The sequence below is a fragment of the Chryseobacterium sp. S0630 genome (assembly GCF_024158915.1).
Lineage (GTDB): Bacteria > Bacteroidota > Bacteroidia > Flavobacteriales > Weeksellaceae > Chryseobacterium.
In genome coordinates this window covers 13,574-37,641 of the sequence record NZ_JAMZGF010000005.1, presented here as the reverse complement: position 1 = coordinate 37,641, position 24,068 = coordinate 13,574, and the positions used below count along the sequence as shown (strand labels likewise).

Sequence of the window (24,068 nt, the reverse complement as noted above, 5' to 3'; positions counted from 1 at the left end):
TATTGTGTTCAACAAATTTCCCTTTTATTCCCAAATAGAACAGATGGATTGCGGTCCGGTTTGCCTTAAGATTATTCTAAAATATTATGGTAAAGATTGTGATCTGGTATATCTGAGAAATCTTACTGAAGTTACCCGATCCGGGGTTACTCTGGCTGATATTAATGATGCTGGCAAAAAGTTGTATTTTCATACAATTCCCTTTAAGGTTTCTTTGTCTACACTGAATCAGGATGTGCATTTACCCTGCATTTTACATTGGGAGCAGGAGCATTTTGTTGTACTCTATAAAATCAAAAATAATTTTTATTATATCTCAGATCCCAAATATGGCAGACTAAAGCTTAAAAAAGAGCAGTTTGTAAAGCTTTGGATTTCGTCTACAGATAACGAAGGGATTGGATTACAATTAATCCCGAAAGAAGAGTTTGTTGAGTTTAAACCTCCTTTTGAACAACAGGATTTAAAAATTTTCAAAAGCTATATTCGTTCAGTTTTAGAAAAGCAAAATTTCAAAATTGGACTGCTGATTTTTTTAATTACCATAAGTTCCGTAATTTCCTACATCTTTCCTCAGCTGATTCAGAAGATGTTTGATGAAGGAATGAAGTCGAAAGAAGGAAAAGTGATCATGGGAATTTTCGGATTTCAGATGCTTTTGTATGGAGGACAGATACTCATCAATATCCTTCAGAATTTTGTAGGAGTACACTTTAGCTCACAGGTGAGTATTAAAATGCTGAATGACTTGCTGCAGAAAACAGTCAGACTTCCGGTCTCTTTTTTCGAAAACAGATTATATACAGATCTATTACAGAAAATAGAAGAACAGTCAAAAATAGAACAGTTATTAACCAGACAATTGTTATCGAATATTTTATCAGTTTTTTTACTGATTGTACTAATAATAAGGCTTTTAATATATAACCAGTATATAGCATTGGGTTTTTTGGGAATTGCCGTTTTTTCCACCGTATGGATTTACTTGTTTCATAACAAAAGAAGGATTATAGATTATTATGCCTTTAAATTAAATTCAGAAAGCAAAAATCATCTTGTTGAGATGATTACCGGGATGGTTTCCGTTAAAATTAGTAATGCTCATATTTCAAGAATATCAAAGTGGGAAGAGCTTCAGAAAAAAATATATAAGACCAAAGTAAAAAGTCTTATCCTGGATATTTATCAAACCAATGTTACCAGCATTATTAAACAGTTATTTATATTTTCAACTACCTTTTTTTGCGTGTATTGGGTATCACTTGGGAAAATGACAGTTGGTGAGATGCTTAGTATAGGATATATAATAGGTATTGCTTCCGCACCCATAGAAAACCTGGTCGCTTTTTTTCGCTCATTTCAGGATTCAAGTTTAGTGTATAAAAGAGTTCAGGAAATTTTACAGCAAACCGATGAAAACCTAAATTTAAAAGACGGAGATCAGGCTCTGCTGAGAAAAGATATTAGTTTAAATAATCTATGGTTCAAGTATCCGGGGGGACATCAACCCTATGTTTTAAAAAACATCAATTTTAAAATTCCTAACGGGAAAGTTCTTGCCATAGTTGGAGAAAGCGGAAGTGGGAAAACTACATTATCCAAACTTCTTCTGGGATTTTATCCCTCTTCAGAAGGAGATCTGAACATCGGACAAGAAGAGCTGTTTCAGATCAATCATGATTGGTGGAGAAGCAATTGTGGAGTTGTTCTTCAGGACTCATACATATTCAGCGGAACCATAAGAGACAATATTGCTATGCAGGAAGACGCAGATGAAAAATTATTGATCAGTGCTTGTAAATTAGCCAATATATACGAAATGATTCAAAGTCTTCCTTTAGGATTTGACACCAAAATAGGAGCCGCAGGAGATGATTTAAGCGGTGGACAGAAACAACGTATTCTAATTGCAAGAGCGGTATATAAAAATCCGGATTTTATTTTCTTTGATGAAGCTACTTCTGCACTGGATGCAGAAAATGAAAAAATTATACATGATAATTTGCAGGAGTTTTTTAAAGGAAGAACTGTTGTTATCATTGCACACCGTTTATCCACAGTGAAAAGTGCAGACAATATAATTGTTTTAAAAAAGGGAGAAGTTGTAGAGCAGGGTAACCACCAGGAATTAGTATCCAAAAAAGGAGAATATTTTAATTTGGTCAGAAACCAGCTGGAATTAGGAGAATAAAAGAAAACTTAGAGACCTTAAATAATATATTTGATGAAAACAAATTCTCTTCTATAGAACTTGTTGAAAAAAGGAAGCCGGAAGGTTTCCTTTTGTGTATGCCCATTACAGCAATATTTGCATAATTTAATTTCTTATGCATAACATTAAACATTTGTTTAAAAAATCATAAAATACATTTAAAATTCAGTTAACAACCTTCTTCTCCAGATACTGTTGCTTTGCAAAAAAAGTAATGATGGAAAACAACCACCAATTCAACAGAAGAAGATTTCTTAAAAATTCACTATTGGCAGCCGGAGGAATTTTTCTTGCTCCTCTTATTGAAAGTTGCAGTGATGATTTTACTGAAAATGGAAATGCTCCCGATAATCTTCAAAACGGAGGTTTCGAATCCGGGGTAGCGAGTTTTGATCCCAGCGCAACAGGAATTATTATCTGGACCCGATATTCAAAAGGAACTGATGCCGAGATTACATGGGAAATCAGTAAAAACAGTAACTTTTCAGAAGTGGTAAGAAGAGGACAGGCGAATGCCACAGTTGTTAATGATTTTACTATAGCAGTAGACGTTCAGAATATCTCTTCCAACACAAAATATTACTATAGATTCTATAACGTTAAAACTAAGGAAGTCAGTGTAACAGGAGAGACTCTTACTTTACCTTCAAAGTCAGATGCTGTAGGTGAAGTAAAAATGGCAGTGGTGTCTTGTTCCAACTTTCCTGCCGGACTTTTCAATGTATACGGTGCGATTGCAAAATCTGAAGCTGATGTTGTAGTACATCTTGGGGACTATATTTATGAATATGCTCCGGGACAATATGGAACGAATCCTTACACCAACCAGTTAGGAAGAGCACATCAGCCAGCGAAGGAAATTCTTAACCTCAGCGATTACAGAGAAAGATACAGGCAGTACAGAGGAGATAAGAATCTTCAGCTTCTTCATCAGAAAAAACCGTTCATCTGTGTTTGGGATGATCATGAATTTGCTAATGATACCTATAAATCCGGAGCAGAAAACCATCAGCCTAACGAAGGAGATTTTCAGGCAAGAAAAATGGCAGCTTTCCAGGCATATAGCGAATATATACCTCTTAAAACGGGGAAAGATATGAGAATTTACAGAAGTTTCAACTTCGGAAATATCGTTTCACTTTATATGATGGATACAAGGGTGATTGCCAGAGATAAGCAAATGGAATATTCCGATTACCTTGATAGCACTGGGAATTTTAATCAGGTACAGTTTAAAACAGATTTTTTAAGTACGAACAGAAAACTGATCGGAAATGAGCAGATGGCGTGGCTAGGCTCTCAGATCAATAGCGATACAGCAAAATGGAAAGTGCTTGGACAGCAGATTTTAATGACTAAAATGATGGTTCCTGCAGAACTTCTGATGCTGTTGAATCAAATTCTGGCAGAAATTAAACAACATGGAAGCGCACAGCCGGCAACCATGCAGGCCCTTCAGAATACCATCACTCAACTGATTATTCTTAAAACAAGACACCAGCAGCAGGACCCAACACTGACCCCTCAGGAAATAGCAAGAATCACAACTACTTTACCCTACAATCTGGACGCATGGGATGGATATTTCATGGAAAGAGAACAGCTTTATTCCCTTCTTGCAGGAAAAAATGTAGTGGTATTAGCAGGAGATACTCACAATGCGTGGTTAGGAAAACTGAACGATGCACAAGGTAAATTCATCGGGACAGAGCTTGCTTGCAGTTCCGTTTCTTCTCCTGGTCTTGAAGGATATCTGGGAATCACTTCAGATCCGACAAAAGCGATAGAGCTGGCACAGGCATTTTCATTACTGATTGACGATCTGGATTATGCCAATCTTTATAAAAGAGGATATCTGCATGTGAAATTTACCTCAGGAAGTTCAGTCGCAGAATGGAGATTTGTAGATAATGTTATTTCTGATACCTATAATGTAAGTACAGAAAAAACCTATACCATTTCATAGTTTCAATAATCATATCTTATTTTCAATTTAGTAAAAAGAGTCACGGTGTACTACGGTGGCTCTTTTGTATTATAGTTTGGAAGCTGGAAGCAGGAGGAGAGAAGTTATGGAGATCATAACAAAAGCTACTCTTCAACTTTATTATTTTTTTATGGAAAATTTCATGGATTTTACGATAACTGCCAGAAATTATCAGACTAACAGTTGCTTCCAGCCTCCTGCTTCCAGCTTCCATCTTTACCAGAGTTTACTTAATTTTTTCGTATCTTGAACAGATGCAAGAGGAAGTAAGAAAAGATTTTTTGCCATTAGTTTCTAAAACATGGTGGTTCATGACCTTGTTGACCAGGACTTTTGGGATACTTTTATTGTTGGTAGCGTTTCTGATCATAGTAGGATTGCCTGTTGTGATGAGTGATAAACTGGTCATATTTGTTATCGTAGCCATACTATACTATCCGGCACTTGCTTTCGGTTTATATCGTTTTTTTCTTTACCAACGGAGAATCAGAAAAAGAATAGTCAGAAAGATAGAGGTTGATGATAAAGGAGTTCACTATGAGAGAGCCGATGGAACGATAGATAAAATTTTGTACAACAACCTGAAAAAATATTCCTTTTCTGATGAATATGATGTGAGTATCAGCCCAAGGCACAAAACTTATATATTGAAAGTAAATGACAATGGCTCAGTAGCTGAAGTTGATTTTAATGGAATGGATGCAGGCTACCGTACTTATATTGGAAATTTGAGAGCTTTACGAAGAAGATATATCCAGGGAATTGTGCATTTTCGACCAGATTTGCGCATAAATCCTTTGGTGTATGATGTCTATTATATTAATCCTGTTGATTTTACTTTCAATCATAAAAAGTTTTGGTCAGAATTTGGGAAGGTTTTTGCAATAATGATCCTATTCTGTTTAGTATTGGGAACCATCATGCTCGGATTGGTTAAATGGCTTTTTTAAGAGTTTCTCATCGATTAATGAAGAATGTAAACTTCATATCCTTTTCAATTTATTTTTACATCTCAAAATCTTATCCTTATATTTATTTTATATTAAGGTTTACCGGTCAATGAAATAGAGTATATTTCTCTAGAAACTATGGCCGGATTTAAAATTAAATGAATGAAAAGTTTAAAAAAACAGCTCGGACAGTTTCCCGATGAAAAAAGAAAAGAATATTTCAGTACACTGCCCAATTATCTCAACGGACGATTTCAGAATATATTAACAACCCCGGCACTGTTAGAAGGAGAAAGCATGACTAAATTACTTCTTCAAAGCTTGTGCAAAGTAGAAAATACATCACCAAAAACAGCTCTCCCGTTTGTAGTAACTGACCTTAAGAATCTTCAGCCGGATGAAAATGTGTTGGTGTGGTTTGGGCACAGCTCCTATTTCATACAGGTGGATAGAAAGAAATTTCTTATAGATCCTGTTTTCAGTGGAAATGCTTCCCCAATGCCTGGTTCTATAAAAGCTTTTCAGGGAGCAGATTATTACAAACCCGAACATATGCCGGATATAGATTTTCTGCTTATTTCCCATGACCATTGGGATCATCTTGATTATAAAACTGTTCAGGAATTAAAAGATAAGGTCGGTAAAGTTATTTGTGGTCTGGGAACAGGACAACATTTCGAATACTGGGGATGGAGTTTTGATACAATTATTGAAAAAAACTGGTGGGAAAGTATAGACATTGCAGAAGGTTTCAGAGTCACACTCACTCCGGCAAGACACTTTTCCGGAAGATTACTGAACCGTAATATATCACTCTGGACTTCTTTTGTTTTAAAAACTCCGACTAAAAATCTGTTTTTGGGTGGGGACAGCGGCTATGGAAATCATTTTACAGAAATTGGGGAAAAATACGGACCATTTGATTTAGCGGTAATGGAAACCGGACAGTATAATGAAAAGTGGCCTTACATTCATACATTACCAGATCAGTTGATGACAGAAATAAAAGAACTGAAAGCCCAAAACTTTATCCCGGTACACAATTCTAAATTTAAACTGGCTCAGCATACCTGGTACGAACCTTTGGAATTGGCTTCTAAACATGCAGAAGAAAACAATATCAGCATAAGTCTTCCAATGATCGGGGAAAAATTAAAGCTGGATCAATTAGGAACAATAAGCTGGAAAAAATGGTGGGAAGAATACAGGTAAATAAATTACAAGTAGTACATTCCTTTAATTTTAAAATATAAAAACCTGCCCATCACTGAGCAGGTTTTTTCCTTCTTATCAAAAAAATAATCACTACAAAGGCTCCTTATGGTTGACCTTGGAATGAATAATATCGTAAAATACGGCTGGGTTAGCAGCATCAGGGGTAATTCTGTAAGTAAAGGTAGTTTCGTTCAGGACGAGAATATCCACAACACGGGTAAAAGTAGGAGTGGTAAGGGTTCTTTTCTTTCCATCCGGAGAAATAGACCATGTTCCTTCAGATCTCAAGACATCATTTAACCCAAAAATTTTAAAAGTTCCGTTGGCCTTGAAGTAAGAATATCCTACAAATCCGGCTACACTGGCATCATTCAATGCAACATTATTTCCGCTTTTATCCTTAGCGCCAGTCGTTTCCCATGGCGTAGAAGCCAGAGTAAGCTGTCCATTGGTTGGCTCAGCATGAGAGGTTTTGGTATGGATGATATCATAGTAAACTGACTGATCACTGGAGTTAGGACGGATTCTGTACGCAAATTCATTTTTGTTCAAAATAAGAATTTCAACGTTACGGGTGAAAATAGTGGTTCCATCAGGGTTTAATGCTGCAATAGTTCTTGTCTTTCCCTGAGCATCTACAGACCATGTTCCCATAGATCTTAATACGTCAGTCAGATTATAAATTGCAAACTTTCCATCTGCTTTGAAATAAGCAAAACCAACATATCCGGCTACGCTGGCATCGGTAAGAGCTACGTTATTTCCATTTTTATCTTTGGCTCCTGTAGTTTCCCATGGAGTAGAAGACAGTACCTGTGAGGGAGTCTGCTGCTCAATACTTATTTCATTGTCGTCATTTGAACATGAAACAAATGATGCCGATAGCAATACGGCTGCTGACAGATAACATAATTTTTTCAGTGTATTCATAAGGGTATTTTTTAAGTCTTTGCAAACTTATTCCTAATAAATGTCAATGTGTTGTACGAAATATCTCTTTTGTTGTAGAAAACATAACAGATCCCAGATTAGAATGAGAAGAATAATATCATTGACAAATTTAACAATCAAAGGTGTGAAATTCCCCTTCCTTGGAGGGGTGTCAAAAATTCAAAGAATTTTTGACGGGGTGGTTTCTAACATCCACCAAAAACTCTATTTTTGAGTATGAATAACAGAAACCGTGGAAAAAATACTGGCGACGATACTTTATTCGGTTCAGAGAAACAGCTCAGCAAGCTGAAACTAGCTGTTGAAGACATGCAGTATCTGTTGAGCAGAGAGTATCCGGAAAAAGCGGCTTCAGATCTTGTGGGTAACCGATATAGACTGAAAACCCGTCAGATACAAGCTCTTCGGGGAGCATCTGCATCCACTGTGCAGCTTCATAACAGACAGTTGAAGCATGTTGATGCTTCAGATTTAAAAGATAAAACGGTATATCTTGATGGGTTTAATGTTCTTATCTTACTGGAAAGTCTGCTTTCCGAAGCTTATGTTTTTGAAGGATTGGATGGCTGCATCCGTGATCTTTCAGGAGTTCATGGAACTTATAAAAGAGTGAATCAAACCTTAAGAGCGGTAGAACTGGTGGCTTCTTTTTACCGGAAAAATCAGATTCATCAATTGGTATGGATCTTTGATCAACCGGTTTCCAACAGTGGAAGAATCAAACAGATTATTCTGGAATTTGCCGAAGAGCATCATCTCAACTGGGAGGCAGATCTGCAATACAATCCCGATAAATTCCTGGCAGAAAGTTCCGCAATTATTATTTCCTCAGATGCCTGGATTCTGGATCATTGTAAAGAATGGTTTAACCTGATCGGATATTTGATTACAGAAGAAGATCTTCCTGCTAATCTGATCAAAATGGCGTAAAATATGAATCTGTTCGAACCCTATATTGCCCTGTTTTCCGAAACATGGAAAGCTCAGTACAAAGCCCTTTTAGCAAAAGAACATCTGGAAGATCTGGAAAAAAATATTGACCGATTTAAAGACGGAAGCTTAGATTGGGATTTTCCCTATTTTAATGAAGAAATAAAGATTAACAGACAAGAAAGCTTTGAAAAACTGATGAAGATTCTTGAAAATGATAATTCTGATGAGGTAAAAGCCAAACTTCTGGAAGAAATTCCTTTTGAACATTGGCTGAATGTTTTGGGACAAAGAGTAACCTCTGCCAGTATCCGTGATGAAAGTGCTATTCCGCCTTTGAAAGTAACGTTGATCAATGCCTGCAAAGAACCGTTCAACAATGAAATTACCATTGCACAAAGAGCCTGGGAAAAGCATATTGGAAGAATGGATGATGATTTCTGGGGAGAAATAAAAGGGGATAACCAACAGAAGCAGGAAAAAGTAATGGCAAAAATCAACGATATTCTTGACAATAAAACCTGGTGGAATGTTTTCTTCCATTACAAACATGAACTTGTCTTTGAAGTTCGGGAAAAAGAAGGCCATGGAATCCGCTGGAGCCACGGAGGAACAAAGCTGATCGGTTTTCTCGAAAAATTTATCAACGAATAAGTTATCCACAAACATCTGCGCCATCTGTGAAATCCGTGGAAAAATAAAAACGCTCGCAGATTATGCAGATGACGCAGATTTTCTAATCGTAAAGTATTTTGTTTTTTACTTTTTTACTGCGTAAAAACATTGCGCACCATGCTTTTAGTTTTGCAGACATAAAACAGAAGCTATGAATCAATCAGAACAAAAATTTTCAAATAGAATTCTGTCAGTTTCCATTTTATATTTAGAAATTAACATCGAATAAAAATTAAAAAACAAATGAACATTTATATTGATATTGGCATTAATCTGACCAATAAACAGTTCTATAATGAACACGAAGAAATTATCAACCGGGCTTTGGATCATGGTGTTGAACATATGATTCTCACAGGAACCAGCGTACGCGGAAGCAAAGAATCTGCGGAAATTGCAGAAGAATATCCCGAAATTCTATTTTCAACAGCCGGAATTCATCCTCACGATGCCAAATCTTTTAATGAACAAAGCATCAGTGAACTCAGAAAACTATTAAAACAGGATCATGTGATTTCGGTAGGAGAGTGCGGCCTTGACTTCGATCGTGATTTTTCTCCCAGGCCCATTCAGGAAAAATGTTATCAGGCCCAGCTTGAACTCGCCATTGAAGTGAATAAACCCCTTTTTCTTCATGAAAGGTCAGCTTTTAAAAGATTCAATGAAATCACGGATGACTATCTTTCAAGATTACCTGAAGCCGTTGTACACTGTTTTACCGGAACATTAAACGAAGCAAAAATCTATCTGGATAAAGGATTTTATTTAGGATTTACAGGAGCTATCAGTGATGAAAAAAGATTTAAACATCTCGAAGACGTTATTAAATATACACCTCTTGACAGGATGATGATTGAGACGGACGCTCCATTTATGCTTCCGAAAAATATGCCGAGAATACAGAACAGGCGGAATGAACCTTCATTTTTACCTTATGTAGCACAAACCATTGCCCATCTGAAGGAGATCAGCATTTCTGAAGTAGCAGATGAGACTACAGAAACGGCCAGAAATTTTTTCAGACTATAAAAAAGAGCTCTACTGATAAAGTAAAGCTCTTTTTTTATAATTAATTTATTTCTTACAAACTCTTTATTGCCGATTCCAAAGCCAGTTCCATCATAGGATTCAAAGCTGTTTCTCTTTCGTCAGCAGAGATTTTCTCATGGGTAGGGATAATATCCGTTACGGTAAGAATTGTTGCTGCATTTTTTCCTAAATGCTGAGCATTGGCAAATAAACCAAAAGCTTCCATTTCTACTGCAGGACAGTTGTATTTTGTAGCAATTTCAGGAGTATTAGGATCTTTTCTGTAGAAAATATCACTACTATGAATATTGATTGCTTTAGCATTTAAAGATAAATCTTTAGCCGTTTCATTGATGGTGTTAAAGATATTCCCCTGGTGAGAAAGAATTTCGTCTTCAATTCCCCATGCGTATTTGGCATACGTACTTTCGCTGGCCGCTTTATCAATATTTAAAATATCAAAAAGTTGAAGATCTGTATTGTAAGCACCACAAGTTCCGATTCTGATGATCGTATCTACTTCATATTCTGTAAACAACTCAAAAGAATAGATTCCGATACTTGGGAACCCCATTCCACTCGCTCCTACAGTGATTTCTTTACCTTTATAAAGCCCTGTATAATAAAAAATACCTCTGGTTTTGCTTACCAGTTTAGCATTTTCTAAATAATTTTCAGCAATATACTGTGCACGAAGCGGATCCCCCGGCTGCAATACTACTTTAGCAATTTCTCCTTTTTTTGCACTGATGTGAATACTCATAATGTTTTTTTGAATGCGACAAAGATAATAACTTTTAGTTTGTTTCTGTAATTGCGAAAATGGAAACAATGAAACCATCTCTTCTTAATAAAATATATAAGATATTATTAATAAATGCTTTAAATAATATTTAAAATAAAGTCCTTTGTATAATCCAAAACCTAACCTTGTAAATACAGAACAACAAAATAATAACGTAGAGCAGGCATCATGAAAGTAGTCCGGCTACTTTTGCAGAAGAAAAACATTTAAAATTTTAAAAATGAAAATCGAACATATTGCCATTTGGGTTAAAGATCTTGAAAAATCCAGAGCATTTTATCAGAGATATTTCGGAGCGGTTTCCAATGAAAAATATCATAATCCTGTTAAAAATTTTCAATCCTATTTTTTAAGCTTTGAGAATGGCTGCCGTCTTGAAATCATGACCAGACCGGATATCAAAGAAAGTGAAAATTCTTACGAATCCCAGCAGTATGGAATTATTCATCTTGCATTTTCTGTAGACAATAAACAAAAAGTAGACGAACTTACAGAAATACTGAGAAAAGATGGATATAAAGTGGTAGGAGAACCACGTACAACTGGAGACGGATATTACGAAAGCGTGATCCTTGATCCCGAAAATAATATCATTGAAATTGTATCACAGTAAGTCATTGCGAGAAGCTTTAGCAACGAAGCAATCTTTATAGTAATGAATACGTAATTTCAAACCTTATAGGTTTTAAAACCTATAAGGTTTAGATTGTAAGATTTACCTTGCTGAAAATCTCACCTTGAGCGAAGCTGAAATGTTCTCACTCCTTAAAAACAGCATAATGCTTACAACCTTTGCGCTTTCCAATCTTATAATTCCCTTAAAGAATCAATATTTAACAAGAATCTTCTTCATAAAAATTTTATTCTCAACGAAATAATTTTATTTTTGTTAGATCATGGAAACCAAGTCACCGTTTTTAGACACGATCTTTTTGCTTCGTAAAGAAGAATGTATTACTCTTTTTTCAGGCTTACAGCAAATTTCCCCTCAGGAAGAGGCGGAAGCTGGAGATTATTTTGAAACTGAATTCGAAAAAGAAAGACTTGAGTTTTTGTCAGATCGATTAACCTGCAGTAAAGAAACCGCTGTTTGGGCTGCCAAATTGTTCTACCATAGTGTACAGCTTTATCTCATTAGAGAAAATACAGAAAAAAACATTGACAAGCTTATTCCCCAATTCAAAGGAACACGGGATATTCCTTCTATCTTATCTGCAGATTTATCCCTGAGATTTTTGCCACAGGTAATAGTTGCCTTAAATACAGTTGATCCTGAAGATCCACTAATTGCCATGCTGGAAAATATTCTGACACAGTTTCATTATTCCGGAATTGGGTATGATCTTGATCTGAAGAACGTGAACTGGACAGAAGAACTGAAAGACAATACATACAGAAAACTCTATCTGGAAAGAATTGTTGAAAAAAGAGATTATAAACTGGCGGAAATTCCGTTCATTAATAAACAACTAATAGCCGAATTCGGAATGCACAAAGATGCATTCTGGCGAGAACTAAAAACTACAACCGAAGACCACAATGAAAACGTATGAGAAAGTATTTGAATTTTTAACCGATCCTACAAAAGAAACATTCCTGAAATGCCGTGAACTGGTGATCAATAATCCGGAATATGATCCCTATTCCGAAGATATTGAAAACATGCAGGATTTACTGAATGAAAGTAAATTTGAAGAGGTTATACAATATGTCAACGTCAATATTTTACTGAGTCCAAGAGCACATATCTGTAAATATTTTGCTTACAAAGAGCTGGGTGATGAAAAAGGAAGGAATATTGAAATGACCATAGCACAGCTTATTTTTGAATGCCTTGAAAAAACAGGAGACGGAACCCAAGATTCTCCTTATATGATCACAAGAATTTCCGACGAAAGAGATCTGATCAGGCATCACCTCAATAAACAGGATGTTTCACAAAGTCTGGTCAAGGATGGAGATAAAATCATGGATGCCCTTACACTGGATGACGGAACACAGCTGTATTTCGATATCAAAGTGCCTTATCAGAGACTGGCTTTTTCATTCAGTAAAAGAAATGAACAGGCAGAAAATAAAGACGAAGAGAAAAACCCGAAGAAAAAGTGGTGGAAATTTTAATTTTTAAAATCAATGAACCAGAATATAAATCAGCTTAATACAGTCCTTAACTACGTAAAAGATACTTTTGTAGGTAAAAATGATGTCGTAGATCTGTTGGGAATATGCCTGTTGGCAAGAGAAAATGCATTTTTATACGGACCTCCGGGTACAGCAAAATCTGCGATTGTCAGAACATTGGCCAAAACAGTGAAAGACGGAAAAAACTTTGAATATTTACTTACCCGTTTTACAGAACCGAACGAGATTTTCGGACCTTTTGATATCAGAAAACTGAAGGAAGGAGAGCTTCTGACCAATACAGAAGGAATGATGCCCGAAGCTTCCATGGTTTTCCTGGATGAGATTTTCAATGCGAACTCGGCAATTTTGAATTCCCTTCTGACGGCACTCAACGAAAAAATATTTAAAAGAGGAAAAGAAACCAAACACCTTCCTGCACTGATGTTTGTAGGAGCAAGTAACGTTCTTCCGGAAGATGAAGCATTGAATGCATTATTTGACCGTTTTCTGGTAAGAATTAACGTAGACTATGTCAATCCCGAACTCTTACAACAGGTACTTTTGGCCGGAAGAAAACTGGAAAACGAAGAAGAAACGGAAGTTCCGGAAATTCATGCTGACGAAATCAGACAATTACAAAAACTGTGTAGAACCATAGATCTTAAACCCATTTATGAAGTCTATTTGAACACAATCATGAGCCTCAGAAATACAGGGATTGCCATTTCAGACCGTAGAGCGGTGAAACTTCAGAATCTGATTGCCGCAAGCGCCCTGATCTGTGGAAGAAAAGAAGCCGTACTTTCTGATTTGTGGGTGTTGAAGCATATCTGGGATACCGAAGAACAGATCGAAATTCTGGAAGGAATTATCAACAGGACCATTGAGAAAGATGATCATCCGGATTCCCATCCACAGGCCATGCAAAACAAAACTCCCAATCCTGAGGAAGTCATGAAAGATGTGAAAATTCTTGTAGAAAAATGGAATGGAGGAACATTGAGTTTTGAAGAACAGAATGTAATAAAAGATAAACTGAGATATTTACAGACCCGTTGTGACTGGATCAGAAATCCGGAACAGAAGCAGTATATCCAGCAAGAAATTGAAAGCTTATGGCAGAAGATTCTTCAAAGCGTTTAAAAGAATTCTGGGCGGAAATTCCCCGTGCTGATGAAGATTTTCTGGGCTCAATCAGAGACTGGAAGAATATTCAGATTGCTGTAGAGGATGAAACGATCTGGCTGAAAGGTTTTACCGAAGAACAGGCGACAGCCTCAGAAATACAACAATTGCCAGACTTTATTTTATATGAACTTCGTGATGGGCTTTTATTCAGAAAAGAGGCTTTGGTTCCCAGTAAAAAGATGAGAACAGCACTGCTTTGGATTCCTATAGATAAAGCATTGCAGCTTAGTCTTCCCCCTTCGAACCAAAACTATTTTGGGATTCATGAACAGGTTCAGATACAACTAAAAGAAAGTAATGAAGAACAGCCGGCCATCGCTTTACTCTGTAATATTGCTGATATTAAAGACCGTATGGTAGCATTGCCCAAATTTAAACTTGAAAAAATACAATGGACTTTGCTGGGAGATAAAGCCCTGTTTGTAGGAATTCCTTTACTCAGCTTTCCCGGAAAAACCTATTGGACCAAAGACAGACATTTACTGCCAGCCGGTCTGGATTTTGAATTTAAAAATGTAAGCCCATTGTTGCAGCAGAAATATAATAAAGAGCAGGAAGGATGGCTTTTATGGGATGAAAATGGGGACTGTATTTTAATAAAAGATGCCGATTTCCGTCCATTGTCCGTGAGCTCATTCCGTCTTACTGAAAAATCAAGAGAATGGAATTAAAAACGTATTTCCAGTCCTACGAAAATTACTTTTGGGAATGGAAAACAGATGAAGATGTTCCCGGAGATTCCGGTTATCATGACAACAATCTCCTCTCGGTACCGGGAGTGGGAGCCATTGCTTACAGACCTTATGTAATGGAGATTTTGAATTATCTTCAGCCCGTGGGATGGCCTCCGTTCGGAGCATTGCTTATGGTTTTATATGCAATGCAGGATGGCTATACAGATTTTGCAGGTCCATTAAGACGCACAGCAGAGTTTTATAGCGGAGAGGATTTTGAATTCAGTGTGGAAAAACAAATTGAATTTCTTGAAAAAATAAAATCACTTCCCAAAACTTATAAACAAAGACAGAACAGAATTGTACTGCTGCAGACTCTTTTTGAAAACGGACACAACAGACTGTCTCCAAGTCTTTCCGATGGTTTCTTAAGGTTTTATTATAAAAGACCACATGAACTTGCTTCCAGTGCAGAAAAACATGATGAAGGTTCATCAGCTTTAAACAAAGATTTAAGTGCTTTGAATCTGAACGAAAAATTTCCTACGGTACAATCCATCATTGATGCCATGAAAGGACTGATTCATGAGCCGGAACTGGATGATGAGGTGGTAGAAGAAGAGACAACTGCAGATTCCGGTAAAGATTTTATCAAAGAATTAATTGATGAACCAAAGACTTTTCAGGTGGGAAGCCTTATCAAGAGAATCTGGAGTGGTTTGAAAATTCCAATGCGTCATCTTTCTCCTGGAGAGCAGCCTATCGGAGGCATTTCTGATATGACCAACAAAGGCGATTTTCACAGGATGCTTCTTTCCGAATTTGCCAATGAAGATGATGTCTTTATGAATCGTGTTGCCAATAACGAAGCACTTTATATTCAAAGAGAAATTCCACCCGAAGAAAATATTTTTGAAAGAATTATCCTGATTGATACTTCCCTTAGAAACTGGGGAACACCAAAGGTATTGGCTTATGCCTCTGCAATAGCTGTTATTAAACATCCCAAAGCCCATTCTGAATGTAAAGTTCTTGCTTTAGGGCAGGCAGCAATTCCGATTTCGCTGAATAAAGTGGAAGAAGTGGTGGAAAACCTTAACCAGGTAAGTCCGGTTCTGGAAGTTTCGGAAGCATTGGAGAAGTTTTTTAACGAACATCATTCAGAAAAAGATATTGAAGTTTTCTTCATTACCCATCAGGATAATATGGCTGATGAGGAAATTCAGCGGGTTGTACATCAGAATAGGGATAAATTGAAGTTTTTGGTAACAACCGCTTCAGATGGTGAAATTAATTTTTACAAACATCACAAAGGAGCGAGAAAGCATATCCAGAAAATAAAACTTCCATTGCAGGAGCTGTGGGCCAATCCGCCGCAGCAAAAACAATCCACCCAGAACTTCAACGGAAAGAAAACGGATCTTCCACAAAACTATCCGATTCTATTTCCAACGCCTGTTAATAAGATCGCTAAGTTCTTATATGAAGGGGAATTTTTCATCTTGAGTTCAAAAAAGCAATTACTGAAAACTTACCTTTCTGATAATTATTACGACAGACATTCCTACGATTATTATAAAACATATCATGGCTGTGAAGTTTTGTTTGATAAAATTTCTATAAAACCAAAAGGACAGTTTGCCTTAGCAAAAAACAGACAGCAGCACTTTATTCTGTGTCAGTACCATCCTGAGCAGAAACTTATTTTAAAACTTAATCTTAATACCGGAGAATATTCTGACCAGAACCTTACCGGGATGAATATTCCGGAATCTTACAGATTGATTTATTTTGGACGGAATTTTTATCTCCATCATCCGGATAACGTTACTCATTATAAAATAAATATTGATGGGAACATTTCGGTAGAGCCTATTACCGGAAAGGATAAAGAATTTGAAAAAAATAATATAAAAGCAGAAGCGGAAGTTGCTAAACTGAAGGGAAGTGGATTGAAGGTGATCAATAATTTCAATAAAATAGGAATCAACAAGTATGAAAACCTCGTTATTTCCGGAAATGAATTATACAGTGCCTCGGAAAATACACTGGACTTTTCCAAAAATAAATTTGATATCAAAATTTTTGCAGAACAGAATAAAAATAAATTTACATTCCCTGACGGAAGTGAAATCATTACCGATTCCCGGGGAATGCTGACTTTCCGAAGCAGTAACAAAAGTATTGAAGAATTCTTTATTCCTTCTACACTGGGTGGTTTTCTTTCATTGGCTACCTATACCGAATTCGGAGGATCAGAATATTATCTTCCGGAACATGCCTTGTTGAAAGTAAGAACAATGGATGATATGTGCGACAGGTTTTTAAAACCGTTTATAGAACAGATTTTGGATTATGGAGCTTAGAATAAAACCTTTCCCGAAAAATAACTATCCCAAAAAAGGACTTTTGATCAAAGGTTCTTCGCCTGTGGTATGGCTTCAGGAAATGGAAGTCCTTGGAATTAATTTACACCAGGTTAAATCTTATGCTATTCCGGCAGACAGCCCCAATGTGCTGTATGGATGTTTTCTTATTTTTGATGACCATGTTCCACAGGAAATAGGACGAAATAGCTACTTTCAAAAGGTGGATGACAGACTTTTCATCCCTGAAAATACAACCTTTTATCCCAAAATAAATCCTGAAGATTGGGTACAGCTTGATTCTCGTTTTCTGATTATGCATCCCGAATTCGGATTGGTAAAACTCTCAGAAGAAATCGACTGGATTTCATTAATTCAACAGCCGGAAACCATAAATGAAACCATCAGAAAACCACTGAACGGAGTTTCAATCCCTCAAAATATTGAAAGCTACACGGTTGAAATGGATGATGAAAAAGTAATGGAAGCATTACAGCGCAAACAAACCGAAGAAGAATGGATGAACGACCTGCCATTTGATCTTAAAAAAGTAATGGCCGGAAATAAAAAAGAAATAGAGAAATATTTAAAATATATTGAGAAATATCCTGAAAGAGCTGTAGAATTGGGCGTTTCTCTCGATGTTATGGGAACTTCGAGAGGAGATGGATTTGGTAAATTTACCTGGCTGGAAGGATTATTTGGTGGTGCAGGAGGTAAAAAGGAGAGTGCAGGAACCCGAAATTTTCGCAGAGTATTTTGGGCAGTTATTATTGCAGCGATCGTTTTAAAGATTGCATTACCTTCAGATAAAAATAATACTGAACAGAAAGAAGACACTCCTTCTTCAGGAAAGATAGCAAACAATGCGGTAAAAGCACCTTCAGATATGATTGCTTTCCAGTCCGGAACTTCGGAAATTGATCTTAAAATAGATTCAATGTATCACCAGCAGAGAAAGGGATTATCCAAAGAGCTTATTCATGCCGGAATCATAGAATCAAAAACGAAAGAAGACAAAGAAAATTATAAGAAAGGCGGTGGAAGAGATGTAAGTGAAATAGGAAGAGATATCGAAAAGCTTGTTAATAATGAAAAACAAAGCAGAGATTCTCTCAAAACCATTTACACCCAAAAAATTACAAAACATCTTGAACAAAAAACTGAAAATCTGAAACGTAAAATTTCAGATTCTCTAAAGCAATACACCAAAGGAAAACCGGTGAATGGTGATGTTGTAAAATATCTTCTGAAAAAGAAAAAGGCATTGATGGCTGATTCATTAGGGAAACTTTACGGTACACTGGATATCGTAGATCCTTCTTCTGCTTCAATCGACAAATCTAAAGTAAAAGGAGTGGGTTCAGAAGGAACTCCTTTAGAAAAAGAAGCTCCCGTTTCAGATATTCTGTATATGGTAATCCTGATGATTGCCGGAGTAGGATTGTACTCATTCCTGTTTAAAAATAAATCGTTAAACCTTGGTGGAGACAATGTACCCGGCTGGGTAAAGTTTGTTTTAATAGCAATTCTTGTAGCCATGCTGGTGTATTTATTTTACCCGTTGGTAAAAATGTTTGGATACAACTGGTTTGTATGGGTTCTGGTAATTTGCGTGTTGTTACTCCTTTACCGTCTGTTTAGAGAAGATAAAACCATTTTAAACTCCGATGATGATGAATAGACAGAAATTTATAGACAAATTTATAGCAGCATTCGTGCTGCTAGCCATGTTCAAGGTTGTCGGAATTGTAGCTCAGTTATTCCATGAAAGTTTCTGGAGCGTACTGGGAACATTGGGAATTTTCTTAATTGTAGCCTTCATCATTCTTCTTGTGATCACTTCTTTAAAAGATAAGGAGCAAAACAACAGGAATTCATCAGGAAGAAAAGGCAGCGGAAGTAGCAGTTTCTATCTGGAAAATTCACTCTTTGACAGAATCAGAAGCAAATATGAAGAACTTGCCGAAAAATACATCGCCGAAAAAGACTATAAAAAAGCAGCAAGAGTTTATATGAATCTTTTGCAGGATAACTACAGGGGAGCAAAAACATTGGAAAATGGGGGATTCTACAATGAAGCAGCTGTTGTATACCTTAAAAAACTCAACAATAAATCCGATGCTGCAGCCTGCTATGAAAAAGCCAAACAACATAAGAAAGCCATTGATCTTTACAAAGAAATGGAGCAGAAAGAAAAAGTAGGAGATCTTTATAAAGAAATCAACGATCTCAGAAATGCCCATTATTATTATCAGATAGTAGCGGATGATTATGTGAAAAACAGCCAGATGGTAAAAGCTTCTTTAGTGTACCGCAAAAAGATGGAAAAAACAGAAGATGCTCAGGAAGTACTGTTAAAAGGATGGGAAGAAGATAAAGACGCTTTCAATTGTTTGAATAACTACTTCGCCAATATCGTTGATATTAAAAAGCTGGAATCTGAAATATTGAATTTATACGAAAAAACGCCGTCCTATAAAAAGATTACTTATCTGGATGCTATGAAATATGAATTTAAAAAATCTCAGGAGCTGCATGCTGTAACAAGAAATATAGCCTATGAAATTATTGCTGAAAAAGTAAACACCCGTTCTGAAATTGTTAATGAACTGAAATTTTTCAATCCCAATGATGAAGTGATTCTGAAAGATATTTCAAGATTCAAAACAGGAAGAAACAAAATGTTCAGGAACTAAATATTTAAAGATTGAATCAATTAAAAAATAAATAAAACTTCTGCTTCATCAAATCAATTTTTAATTGATTCTTCTTAGCTCCCTAAAAATAAGAAATTCCTGAAATTAAAACATTGCGTTGAAGATAGCATGGCAATTCTGTTTTGTTGGAAAATAGCAAAGGCGTTAAAAATTAATGTTACTGCAATTTTCTTGAGCCTTTGCGTGCCGAAAACCTTCCCCAAATTGTGAATATTATAAAATAATACTAAAAAAGATTTATCTTTGCACCAGAAAATTATGACAATACAAAGAGCACATATCTATGCAGAACTATGCGAAAGTCCTTCTAACAAAGGATTATTCGGACGTGATGAGGTGATATGGAATGAGGCGAAATGTGCTGACTTTGGAAATTATTTACTATAAACTTGTAAAAAATTAATCAAAATACAACAGAAACGCCTCGGAAAACCGAGGCGTTTTTTGTTTTTTAGGTCAGAAATTATTTAGAATGAAAAAAAATAACCATAAACATGAAAAATTTTTAATAAACAATGAAACTTTAATACGATAAAATAGAGTGATAAGCAACCCGGTGAGAGACAGTCATTTAGGTAATTAAGATATCTGCAAAATATTGCGGACAGAAATTCTCTATTCTAAAAATAACATGTAATTAATTGATTATCAATATTTTAATTTGAAAATTTATTTGCAGGTTAAAAAAAATCATATTTACTTTGCAACCGAAAATTGAAAGCAACAGGTTTTCAGGATTCAATTAAAAATAATTTAGAAACAAACAAAAATAAAATGAAACAGTTACACAACATATTCAATCGATATTCAAGACTATTCGGACAGGAGCCGGCAGGTTTTGCGTGTATTCTTGAAAGTGGAATTGTGGATAAAAGGTGCTTATATACGTGGGTCAGCTAATGATCTCTTACGTTTAAATATATGAAGCGCCTCCCGAAAAGAGGCGCTTTTTTTTATGGTTTCTTTAGCTTATTTGGTAAAGCGCCGGTCTGTGGAACCGGAGAACAGGGTTCGATCCCCGGAGATACCCAATGGAGAAAATCTCATGGCTCAATTGGATAGAGCGTCGGTTTACGACACCGAAGGTTGAAGGTTCGAGTCCTTCTGGGATTACAAAAATGTGAATTCTGAAATTAAAAATTGACAAGCGAAGCGAATTGATTATTGACGATTCACAAAATTAAAACAATCTCATAGCTCAATTGGTTAGAGCATCGACCTGATACGTCGAAGGTTGAAGGTTCGATTCCTTCTGGGATTACAAAAATGTGAATTCTGAAATTAAAAATTGACAAGCGAAGCGAATTGATTATTGACGATTCACAAAATTAAAACAATCTCATAGCTCAAATGGTTAGAGCACCGGTCTTTTAAACCGGGGGTTGAAAGTTCAAATCTTTCTGGGGTTACAAAAACGGTTCCGTAGCTCAACTGGATAGAGCATGGGTTTTCTAAACCCAGGGTTAGAGGTTCGAATCCTCTCGGAATCACAAAAAGGTTCATGGAAACTTTCCCATCCGGCTGTCTCCCGGAAAAGAAACAGAAATGAACCCTAAAGCTGGAAAGATAACGGTGGTTGTTTACCCGTCTTGGACGCGGGAGGTCGCAAGTTCGAATCTTGCTTTCCAGACAATTGGTTCCATTAGCATAGAGGTAAGTGCATTCGGCTTTCTACCGAACGACAAGGGTTCGATTCCCTTATGGAATACAAATGATTTCGTAGCTCAAGTGGTTAGAGTGTCGGTCTGATACACCGAAGGTTGAAGGTTCGAGTCCTTCCGGAATTACAATGATTTTGTAGCTCAATGGCAGAGCACCGGTCTGTTAAACCGGAAGTTGAAAGTTCAAGTCTTTCCAGAATCGCAGGTAACTAATTGTTAATTGTTTCAGGAGAAAAAGTGAAAGTTTGTCGAGAGCAGAAGATCTTTACGCCAAACACGAAAAATAGAGACAGGCTTTTCTTCTCTCCGGATTCATTAAAAGTAGGAATATCATTTATAAATTTTTAGGTAAAATAAAGTTTGTCAAGCGCAGAAGTTCTTATATCAAACAAATGAAGACAGACTTTATTTTTTAATCTGATGGTTCGCCGAAGTGGAAGAGTCGGGGCGGTCTGCAACACCGTTGTGTAAACTGAGTGGGTTTGAATCCCATAACCATCTCAATGTAAAAACTATAGGAGATATAAGAATCTTTTATCATCTATAGCAAAGAATATCCTTTATTAATAAAAGAAAAAGGCTGTCGAGCGCAGAAGATCTTTACTCAAACATTCAATATAAAGACAGACCTTTTCTTTTTAATAGGAAAAATGAGGAATTACTTATTACTCATAAAAATCCGGAAGTACGCCGAAGTTGGAGAGTCGGGGCAGACTGTAAATCTGTTGCTTCATTGCTGAGTAGGTTCGAATCCTACTACTTCCACCAACCATTGATAATGTAATGGCAGCATGCAGGAAATGTACTCTTGTTGTTTAGGTTCGATTCCTGGTCAGTGGCTTAATGCTCTATTCGTCTAACGGTGAGGACGCCTGCCTTTCGAGCAGAAAACAAGGGTTCGATTCCCTTATAGAGTACTGGATGTGAATAGCTGGTCAATATTGAATTGATATTAATACCATGAAAGTTCAGATTTTATTGAAAAAATTGGCCAGTTACCATTCACACAAAAAATGAAGAAAAGAGAAAAAAGGACTGTCGAGAGCAGAAGATCTTTAGTCAATAAAAACAGACAGCCTTTTACTTTTTTAAAACAAAATAGAATTAGGAAAAGAGAAAGGTTTGTCAAGCGCAGAAGATCTTTACAAACACTAACAGGCATAGTTTATCAACAGACAGAGCTTTCTCAAACCTAGCATGACATAAGTAATAAGCAATGAGCAATGAGTAATAACCCTAGATTTTCATATTACTCATTACCGATTACTCATTACTAATAAGTTACGCCTCTCTATTCCAATTGGCAGAGAAAACGGCTTTAAACCCCGTAAAGTCCCAGTTCGAATCTGGGGAGAGGTACAGAATATGAGTACTAAGTAATGAGCAATGAGTAATAATGAAAATAGAAAGTATTACTAATTACCAATTACTCATTACTTATAAAAAACCTGCGGGAATGGTGGAATGGTAGACACTCTTGATTTAGGATCAAGCTTTTGGGGGTTCGAATCCCTCTTCCCGTACCAAAAATATAAGCAATAAATAATGAGTAATGAGTAATAATGCCAGTCATAGATTTTCATATTACTCATTACTTATAAAATCCGGAAGAGTGGTGTAGAAGGTCTGCACATTAGTCTGAAAAACTAAAGGTACAGGTTCAATTCCTGTCTGTTCCGCAAAACATGAATGATAAGTAATAAGCAATGAGCAATCATTGATACCTGACTGATTTCTGATGTTACTCATTACCAATTACTTATTACTCATGAAATTGATTCATAGTGTAATTGGCAGCACACAAGATTTTGATTCTTGGAGTTTAGGTTCGAGTCCTGATGAATTAACAGTATTTACTCTGATAGTGTAATGGCAGCATCTCAGTCTCCAAAACTGATGGTATCGGTTCGAGTCCGGTTCGGAGTGCAAAAAATGAATAGTCAATAGTGAATTTTGCTTTGCAAATGAATCTTTACAAATTGACAGTAAAACGAATTGACGATTCACAATTCACAAATTAATTTAAAACAAAATTTAAAACATGTAGAAAAAATGGAAACGCAACAACAAACATGGCAGAATATGAATGGAAAAATTTTCCAACACTCTATCACACAGCTGGTAGAAGAAGCCATCCTCCGCGAACAGGCCAACGGACATCGTCTGAAAGTATGTGTGGGATCAGACTCCCATGTATACGGAGATGCCATCAACTATGCTACAGCAGTAGTATTTATTCGTGAGGGAAAAGGAGCGTTTACCTTTATCAGAAAAGAAAGAGAAATACAGAGTATCAGTATCAAGGAGCGAATGCTGAATGAAGTCAACAAATCCGTTGAAATTGCATACGCGATCTGCTCTGTGTTGGATGCTTATGGTGTGGAAATGGAGGTACACGCAGATATTAATACCGATCCGGATTTTAAATCCAACGTAGCATTAAAAGATGCCATGGGATATATTCTCGGAATGGGGTATGTATTTAAAGCAAAACCTTTTGCTTTCGCCAGTTCCAACTGTGCTGATATGATGGTGTAATAAAGCTGGAAGCGGGAAGTAGGGAGATGGAAGCTTGATGAAT

19 protein-coding genes and 16 tRNA genes are annotated in these 24,068 nt (G+C 36.4%); 33 read left to right on the top strand and 2 right to left on the bottom strand.

The annotated features are described in order from the left end of the window. Positions 1-4 precede the first annotated feature (4 nt). The 4 genes from NK356_RS24225 to NK356_RS03430 all read left to right on the top strand — a co-directional run bounded on the left by NK356_RS24225 (position 5) and on the right by NK356_RS03430 (position 6,361). A complete protein-coding gene (locus tag NK356_RS24225) occupies positions 5-2,191 on the top strand; it encodes a peptidase domain-containing ABC transporter (protein ID WP_367399293.1) in 2,187 nt (728 codons plus the stop codon). 235 nt (positions 2,192-2,426) lie between these two features. Further along, positions 2,427-4,178, top strand: coding sequence for an alkaline phosphatase (locus NK356_RS03440; RefSeq protein ID WP_051934250.1), 1,752 nt, complete (start codon positions 2,427-2,429; stop codon positions 4,176-4,178). A gap of 275 nt (positions 4,179-4,453) precedes the next feature. Continuing rightward, the gene (locus tag NK356_RS03435) at positions 4,454-5,149 is read left to right on the top strand and encodes a hypothetical protein (RefSeq protein WP_253316253.1); all 696 of its coding nucleotides are present in this window, start codon (positions 4,454-4,456) and stop codon (positions 5,147-5,149) included. A 162-nt stretch (positions 5,150-5,311) separates the two neighbouring features. Continuing rightward, positions 5,312-6,361, top strand: coding sequence for an MBL fold metallo-hydrolase (locus tag NK356_RS03430; protein WP_034693495.1), 1,050 nt, complete (start codon positions 5,312-5,314; stop codon positions 6,359-6,361). 93 nt (positions 6,362-6,454) lie between these two features. Here NK356_RS03430 and NK356_RS03425 read toward each other — a convergent pair whose 3' ends face one another. Then, a complete protein-coding gene (locus tag NK356_RS03425; RefSeq protein WP_253316252.1) occupies positions 6,455-7,294 on the bottom strand; it encodes a DUF4822 domain-containing protein in 840 nt (279 codons plus the stop codon). A gap of 237 nt (positions 7,295-7,531) precedes the next feature. Here NK356_RS03425 and NK356_RS03420 point away from each other — a divergent pair, with 237 nt between their 5' ends. From NK356_RS03420 to NK356_RS03410, 3 genes are all read left to right on the top strand, one after another. Continuing rightward, positions 7,532-8,245, top strand: coding sequence for a DUF434 domain-containing protein (locus NK356_RS03420; protein ID WP_253316251.1), 714 nt, complete (start codon positions 7,532-7,534; stop codon positions 8,243-8,245). 3 nt (positions 8,246-8,248) lie between these two features. Further along, positions 8,249-8,899 carry a hypothetical protein gene (locus tag NK356_RS03415; protein WP_253316250.1) on the top strand — a complete coding sequence of 217 codons (651 nt, stop codon included), beginning with the start codon at positions 8,249-8,251 and terminating at the stop codon, positions 8,897-8,899. Positions 8,900-9,163: 264 nt separating this feature from the next. Further along, complete coding sequence (locus NK356_RS03410) at positions 9,164-9,949, top strand: TatD family hydrolase (protein ID WP_034693502.1); 786 nt, start codon at positions 9,164-9,166, stop codon at positions 9,947-9,949. Positions 9,950-10,001: 52 nt separating this feature from the next. On the opposite strand, the gene deoD is transcribed toward NK356_RS03410, so the two are convergent. Further along, positions 10,002-10,712, bottom strand: a complete 711-nt coding sequence (gene deoD, locus NK356_RS03405) for a purine-nucleoside phosphorylase (protein ID WP_034693505.1) — start codon at positions 10,710-10,712, stop codon at positions 10,002-10,004. A gap of 262 nt (positions 10,713-10,974) precedes the next feature. On the opposite strand from deoD, the gene NK356_RS03400 reads away from it, so the two are divergent. The 26 genes from NK356_RS03400 (at position 10,975) to NK356_RS03275 (ending at position 24,025) form a co-directional block, all read left to right on the top strand. Continuing rightward, positions 10,975-11,367, top strand: a complete 393-nt coding sequence (locus NK356_RS03400; protein ID WP_253316249.1) for a VOC family protein — start codon at positions 10,975-10,977, stop codon at positions 11,365-11,367. A gap of 283 nt (positions 11,368-11,650) precedes the next feature. After that, positions 11,651-12,307, top strand: coding sequence for a hypothetical protein (locus NK356_RS03395; protein ID WP_253316248.1), 657 nt, complete (start codon positions 11,651-11,653; stop codon positions 12,305-12,307). Continuing rightward, positions 12,294-12,875 carry a DUF4919 domain-containing protein gene (locus NK356_RS03390; protein ID WP_034693511.1) on the top strand — a complete coding sequence of 194 codons (582 nt, stop codon included), beginning with the start codon at positions 12,294-12,296 and terminating at the stop codon, positions 12,873-12,875. Before NK356_RS03395 ends, NK356_RS03390 begins: the two co-directional genes overlap by 14 nt. Positions 12,876-12,887: 12 nt before the next feature. Then, positions 12,888-14,021, top strand: a complete 1,134-nt coding sequence (locus NK356_RS03385; protein ID WP_034693513.1) for an AAA family ATPase — start codon at positions 12,888-12,890, stop codon at positions 14,019-14,021. Further along, the gene (locus NK356_RS03380; RefSeq protein WP_253316247.1) at positions 13,994-14,737 is read left to right on the top strand and encodes a hypothetical protein; all 744 of its coding nucleotides are present in this window, start codon (positions 13,994-13,996) and stop codon (positions 14,735-14,737) included. Before NK356_RS03385 ends, NK356_RS03380 begins: the two co-directional genes overlap by 28 nt. Beyond that, positions 14,728-17,106: a hypothetical protein gene (locus tag NK356_RS03375; protein ID WP_253316246.1), complete on the top strand. Its 2,379-nt coding sequence runs from the start codon at positions 14,728-14,730 to the stop codon at positions 17,104-17,106. The genes NK356_RS03380 and NK356_RS03375 overlap by 10 nt, the downstream gene beginning before the upstream one ends. Beyond that, a complete protein-coding gene (locus NK356_RS03370; RefSeq protein WP_253316245.1) occupies positions 17,096-18,790 on the top strand; it encodes an APC family permease in 1,695 nt (564 codons plus the stop codon). Before NK356_RS03375 ends, NK356_RS03370 begins: the two co-directional genes overlap by 11 nt. Continuing rightward, a complete protein-coding gene (locus NK356_RS03365; protein WP_253316244.1) occupies positions 18,777-19,805 on the top strand; it encodes a soluble NSF attachment family protein in 1,029 nt (342 codons plus the stop codon). The genes NK356_RS03370 and NK356_RS03365 overlap by 14 nt, the downstream gene beginning before the upstream one ends. 279 nt (positions 19,806-20,084) lie before the next feature. Beyond that, positions 20,085-20,213, top strand: a complete 129-nt coding sequence (locus tag NK356_RS03360) for a hypothetical protein (RefSeq protein WP_034693523.1) — start codon at positions 20,085-20,087, stop codon at positions 20,211-20,213. 576 nt (positions 20,214-20,789) lie between these two features. Beyond that, positions 20,790-20,857 (top strand) — tRNA-His (locus NK356_RS03355). A gap of 8 nt (positions 20,858-20,865) precedes the next feature. Then, positions 20,866-20,939, top strand: a tRNA-Arg gene (locus tag NK356_RS03350). Positions 20,940-21,013: 74 nt separating this feature from the next. Then, positions 21,014-21,087: transfer RNA gene (locus tag NK356_RS03345), tRNA-Ile, on the top strand. A 74-nt stretch (positions 21,088-21,161) separates the two neighbouring features. Continuing rightward, positions 21,162-21,235 (top strand) — tRNA-Lys (locus tag NK356_RS03340). A gap of 7 nt (positions 21,236-21,242) precedes the next feature. Next, positions 21,243-21,316, top strand: a tRNA-Arg gene (locus tag NK356_RS03335). Positions 21,317-21,384: 68 nt separating this feature from the next. Continuing rightward, a tRNA-Pro gene (locus NK356_RS03330) sits at positions 21,385-21,456 on the top strand. 6 nt (positions 21,457-21,462) lie between these two features. After that, a tRNA-Glu gene (locus tag NK356_RS03325) sits at positions 21,463-21,534 on the top strand. 5 nt (positions 21,535-21,539) lie between these two features. Continuing rightward, positions 21,540-21,613: transfer RNA gene (locus NK356_RS03320), tRNA-Ile, on the top strand. A 4-nt stretch (positions 21,614-21,617) separates the two neighbouring features. Then, positions 21,618-21,689 (top strand) — tRNA-Asn (locus NK356_RS03315). Between the two features lie 479 nt (positions 21,690-22,168). Then, a tRNA-Tyr gene (locus tag NK356_RS03310) sits at positions 22,169-22,255 on the top strand. A 77-nt stretch (positions 22,256-22,332) separates the two neighbouring features. Beyond that, a tRNA-Glu gene (locus tag NK356_RS03305) sits at positions 22,333-22,404 on the top strand. Positions 22,405-22,772: 368 nt separating this feature from the next. After that, positions 22,773-22,846: transfer RNA gene (locus NK356_RS03300), tRNA-Leu, on the top strand. Positions 22,847-22,937: 91 nt separating this feature from the next. Continuing rightward, positions 22,938-23,013: transfer RNA gene (locus tag NK356_RS03295), tRNA-Leu, on the top strand. An 80-nt stretch (positions 23,014-23,093) separates the two neighbouring features. Next, positions 23,094-23,166: transfer RNA gene (locus NK356_RS03290), tRNA-Phe, on the top strand. A gap of 96 nt (positions 23,167-23,262) precedes the next feature. Further along, positions 23,263-23,334 (top strand) — tRNA-Gln (locus tag NK356_RS03285). An 8-nt stretch (positions 23,335-23,342) separates the two neighbouring features. Then, positions 23,343-23,413: transfer RNA gene (locus NK356_RS03280), tRNA-Trp, on the top strand. A 126-nt stretch (positions 23,414-23,539) separates the two neighbouring features. Beyond that, positions 23,540-24,025 (top strand): ribonuclease H-like YkuK family protein, encoded by a 486-nt coding sequence (locus NK356_RS03275; RefSeq protein WP_034693776.1) that lies wholly within the window; start codon positions 23,540-23,542, stop codon positions 24,023-24,025. The last annotated feature ends 43 nt before the right edge of the window (positions 24,026-24,068 follow it).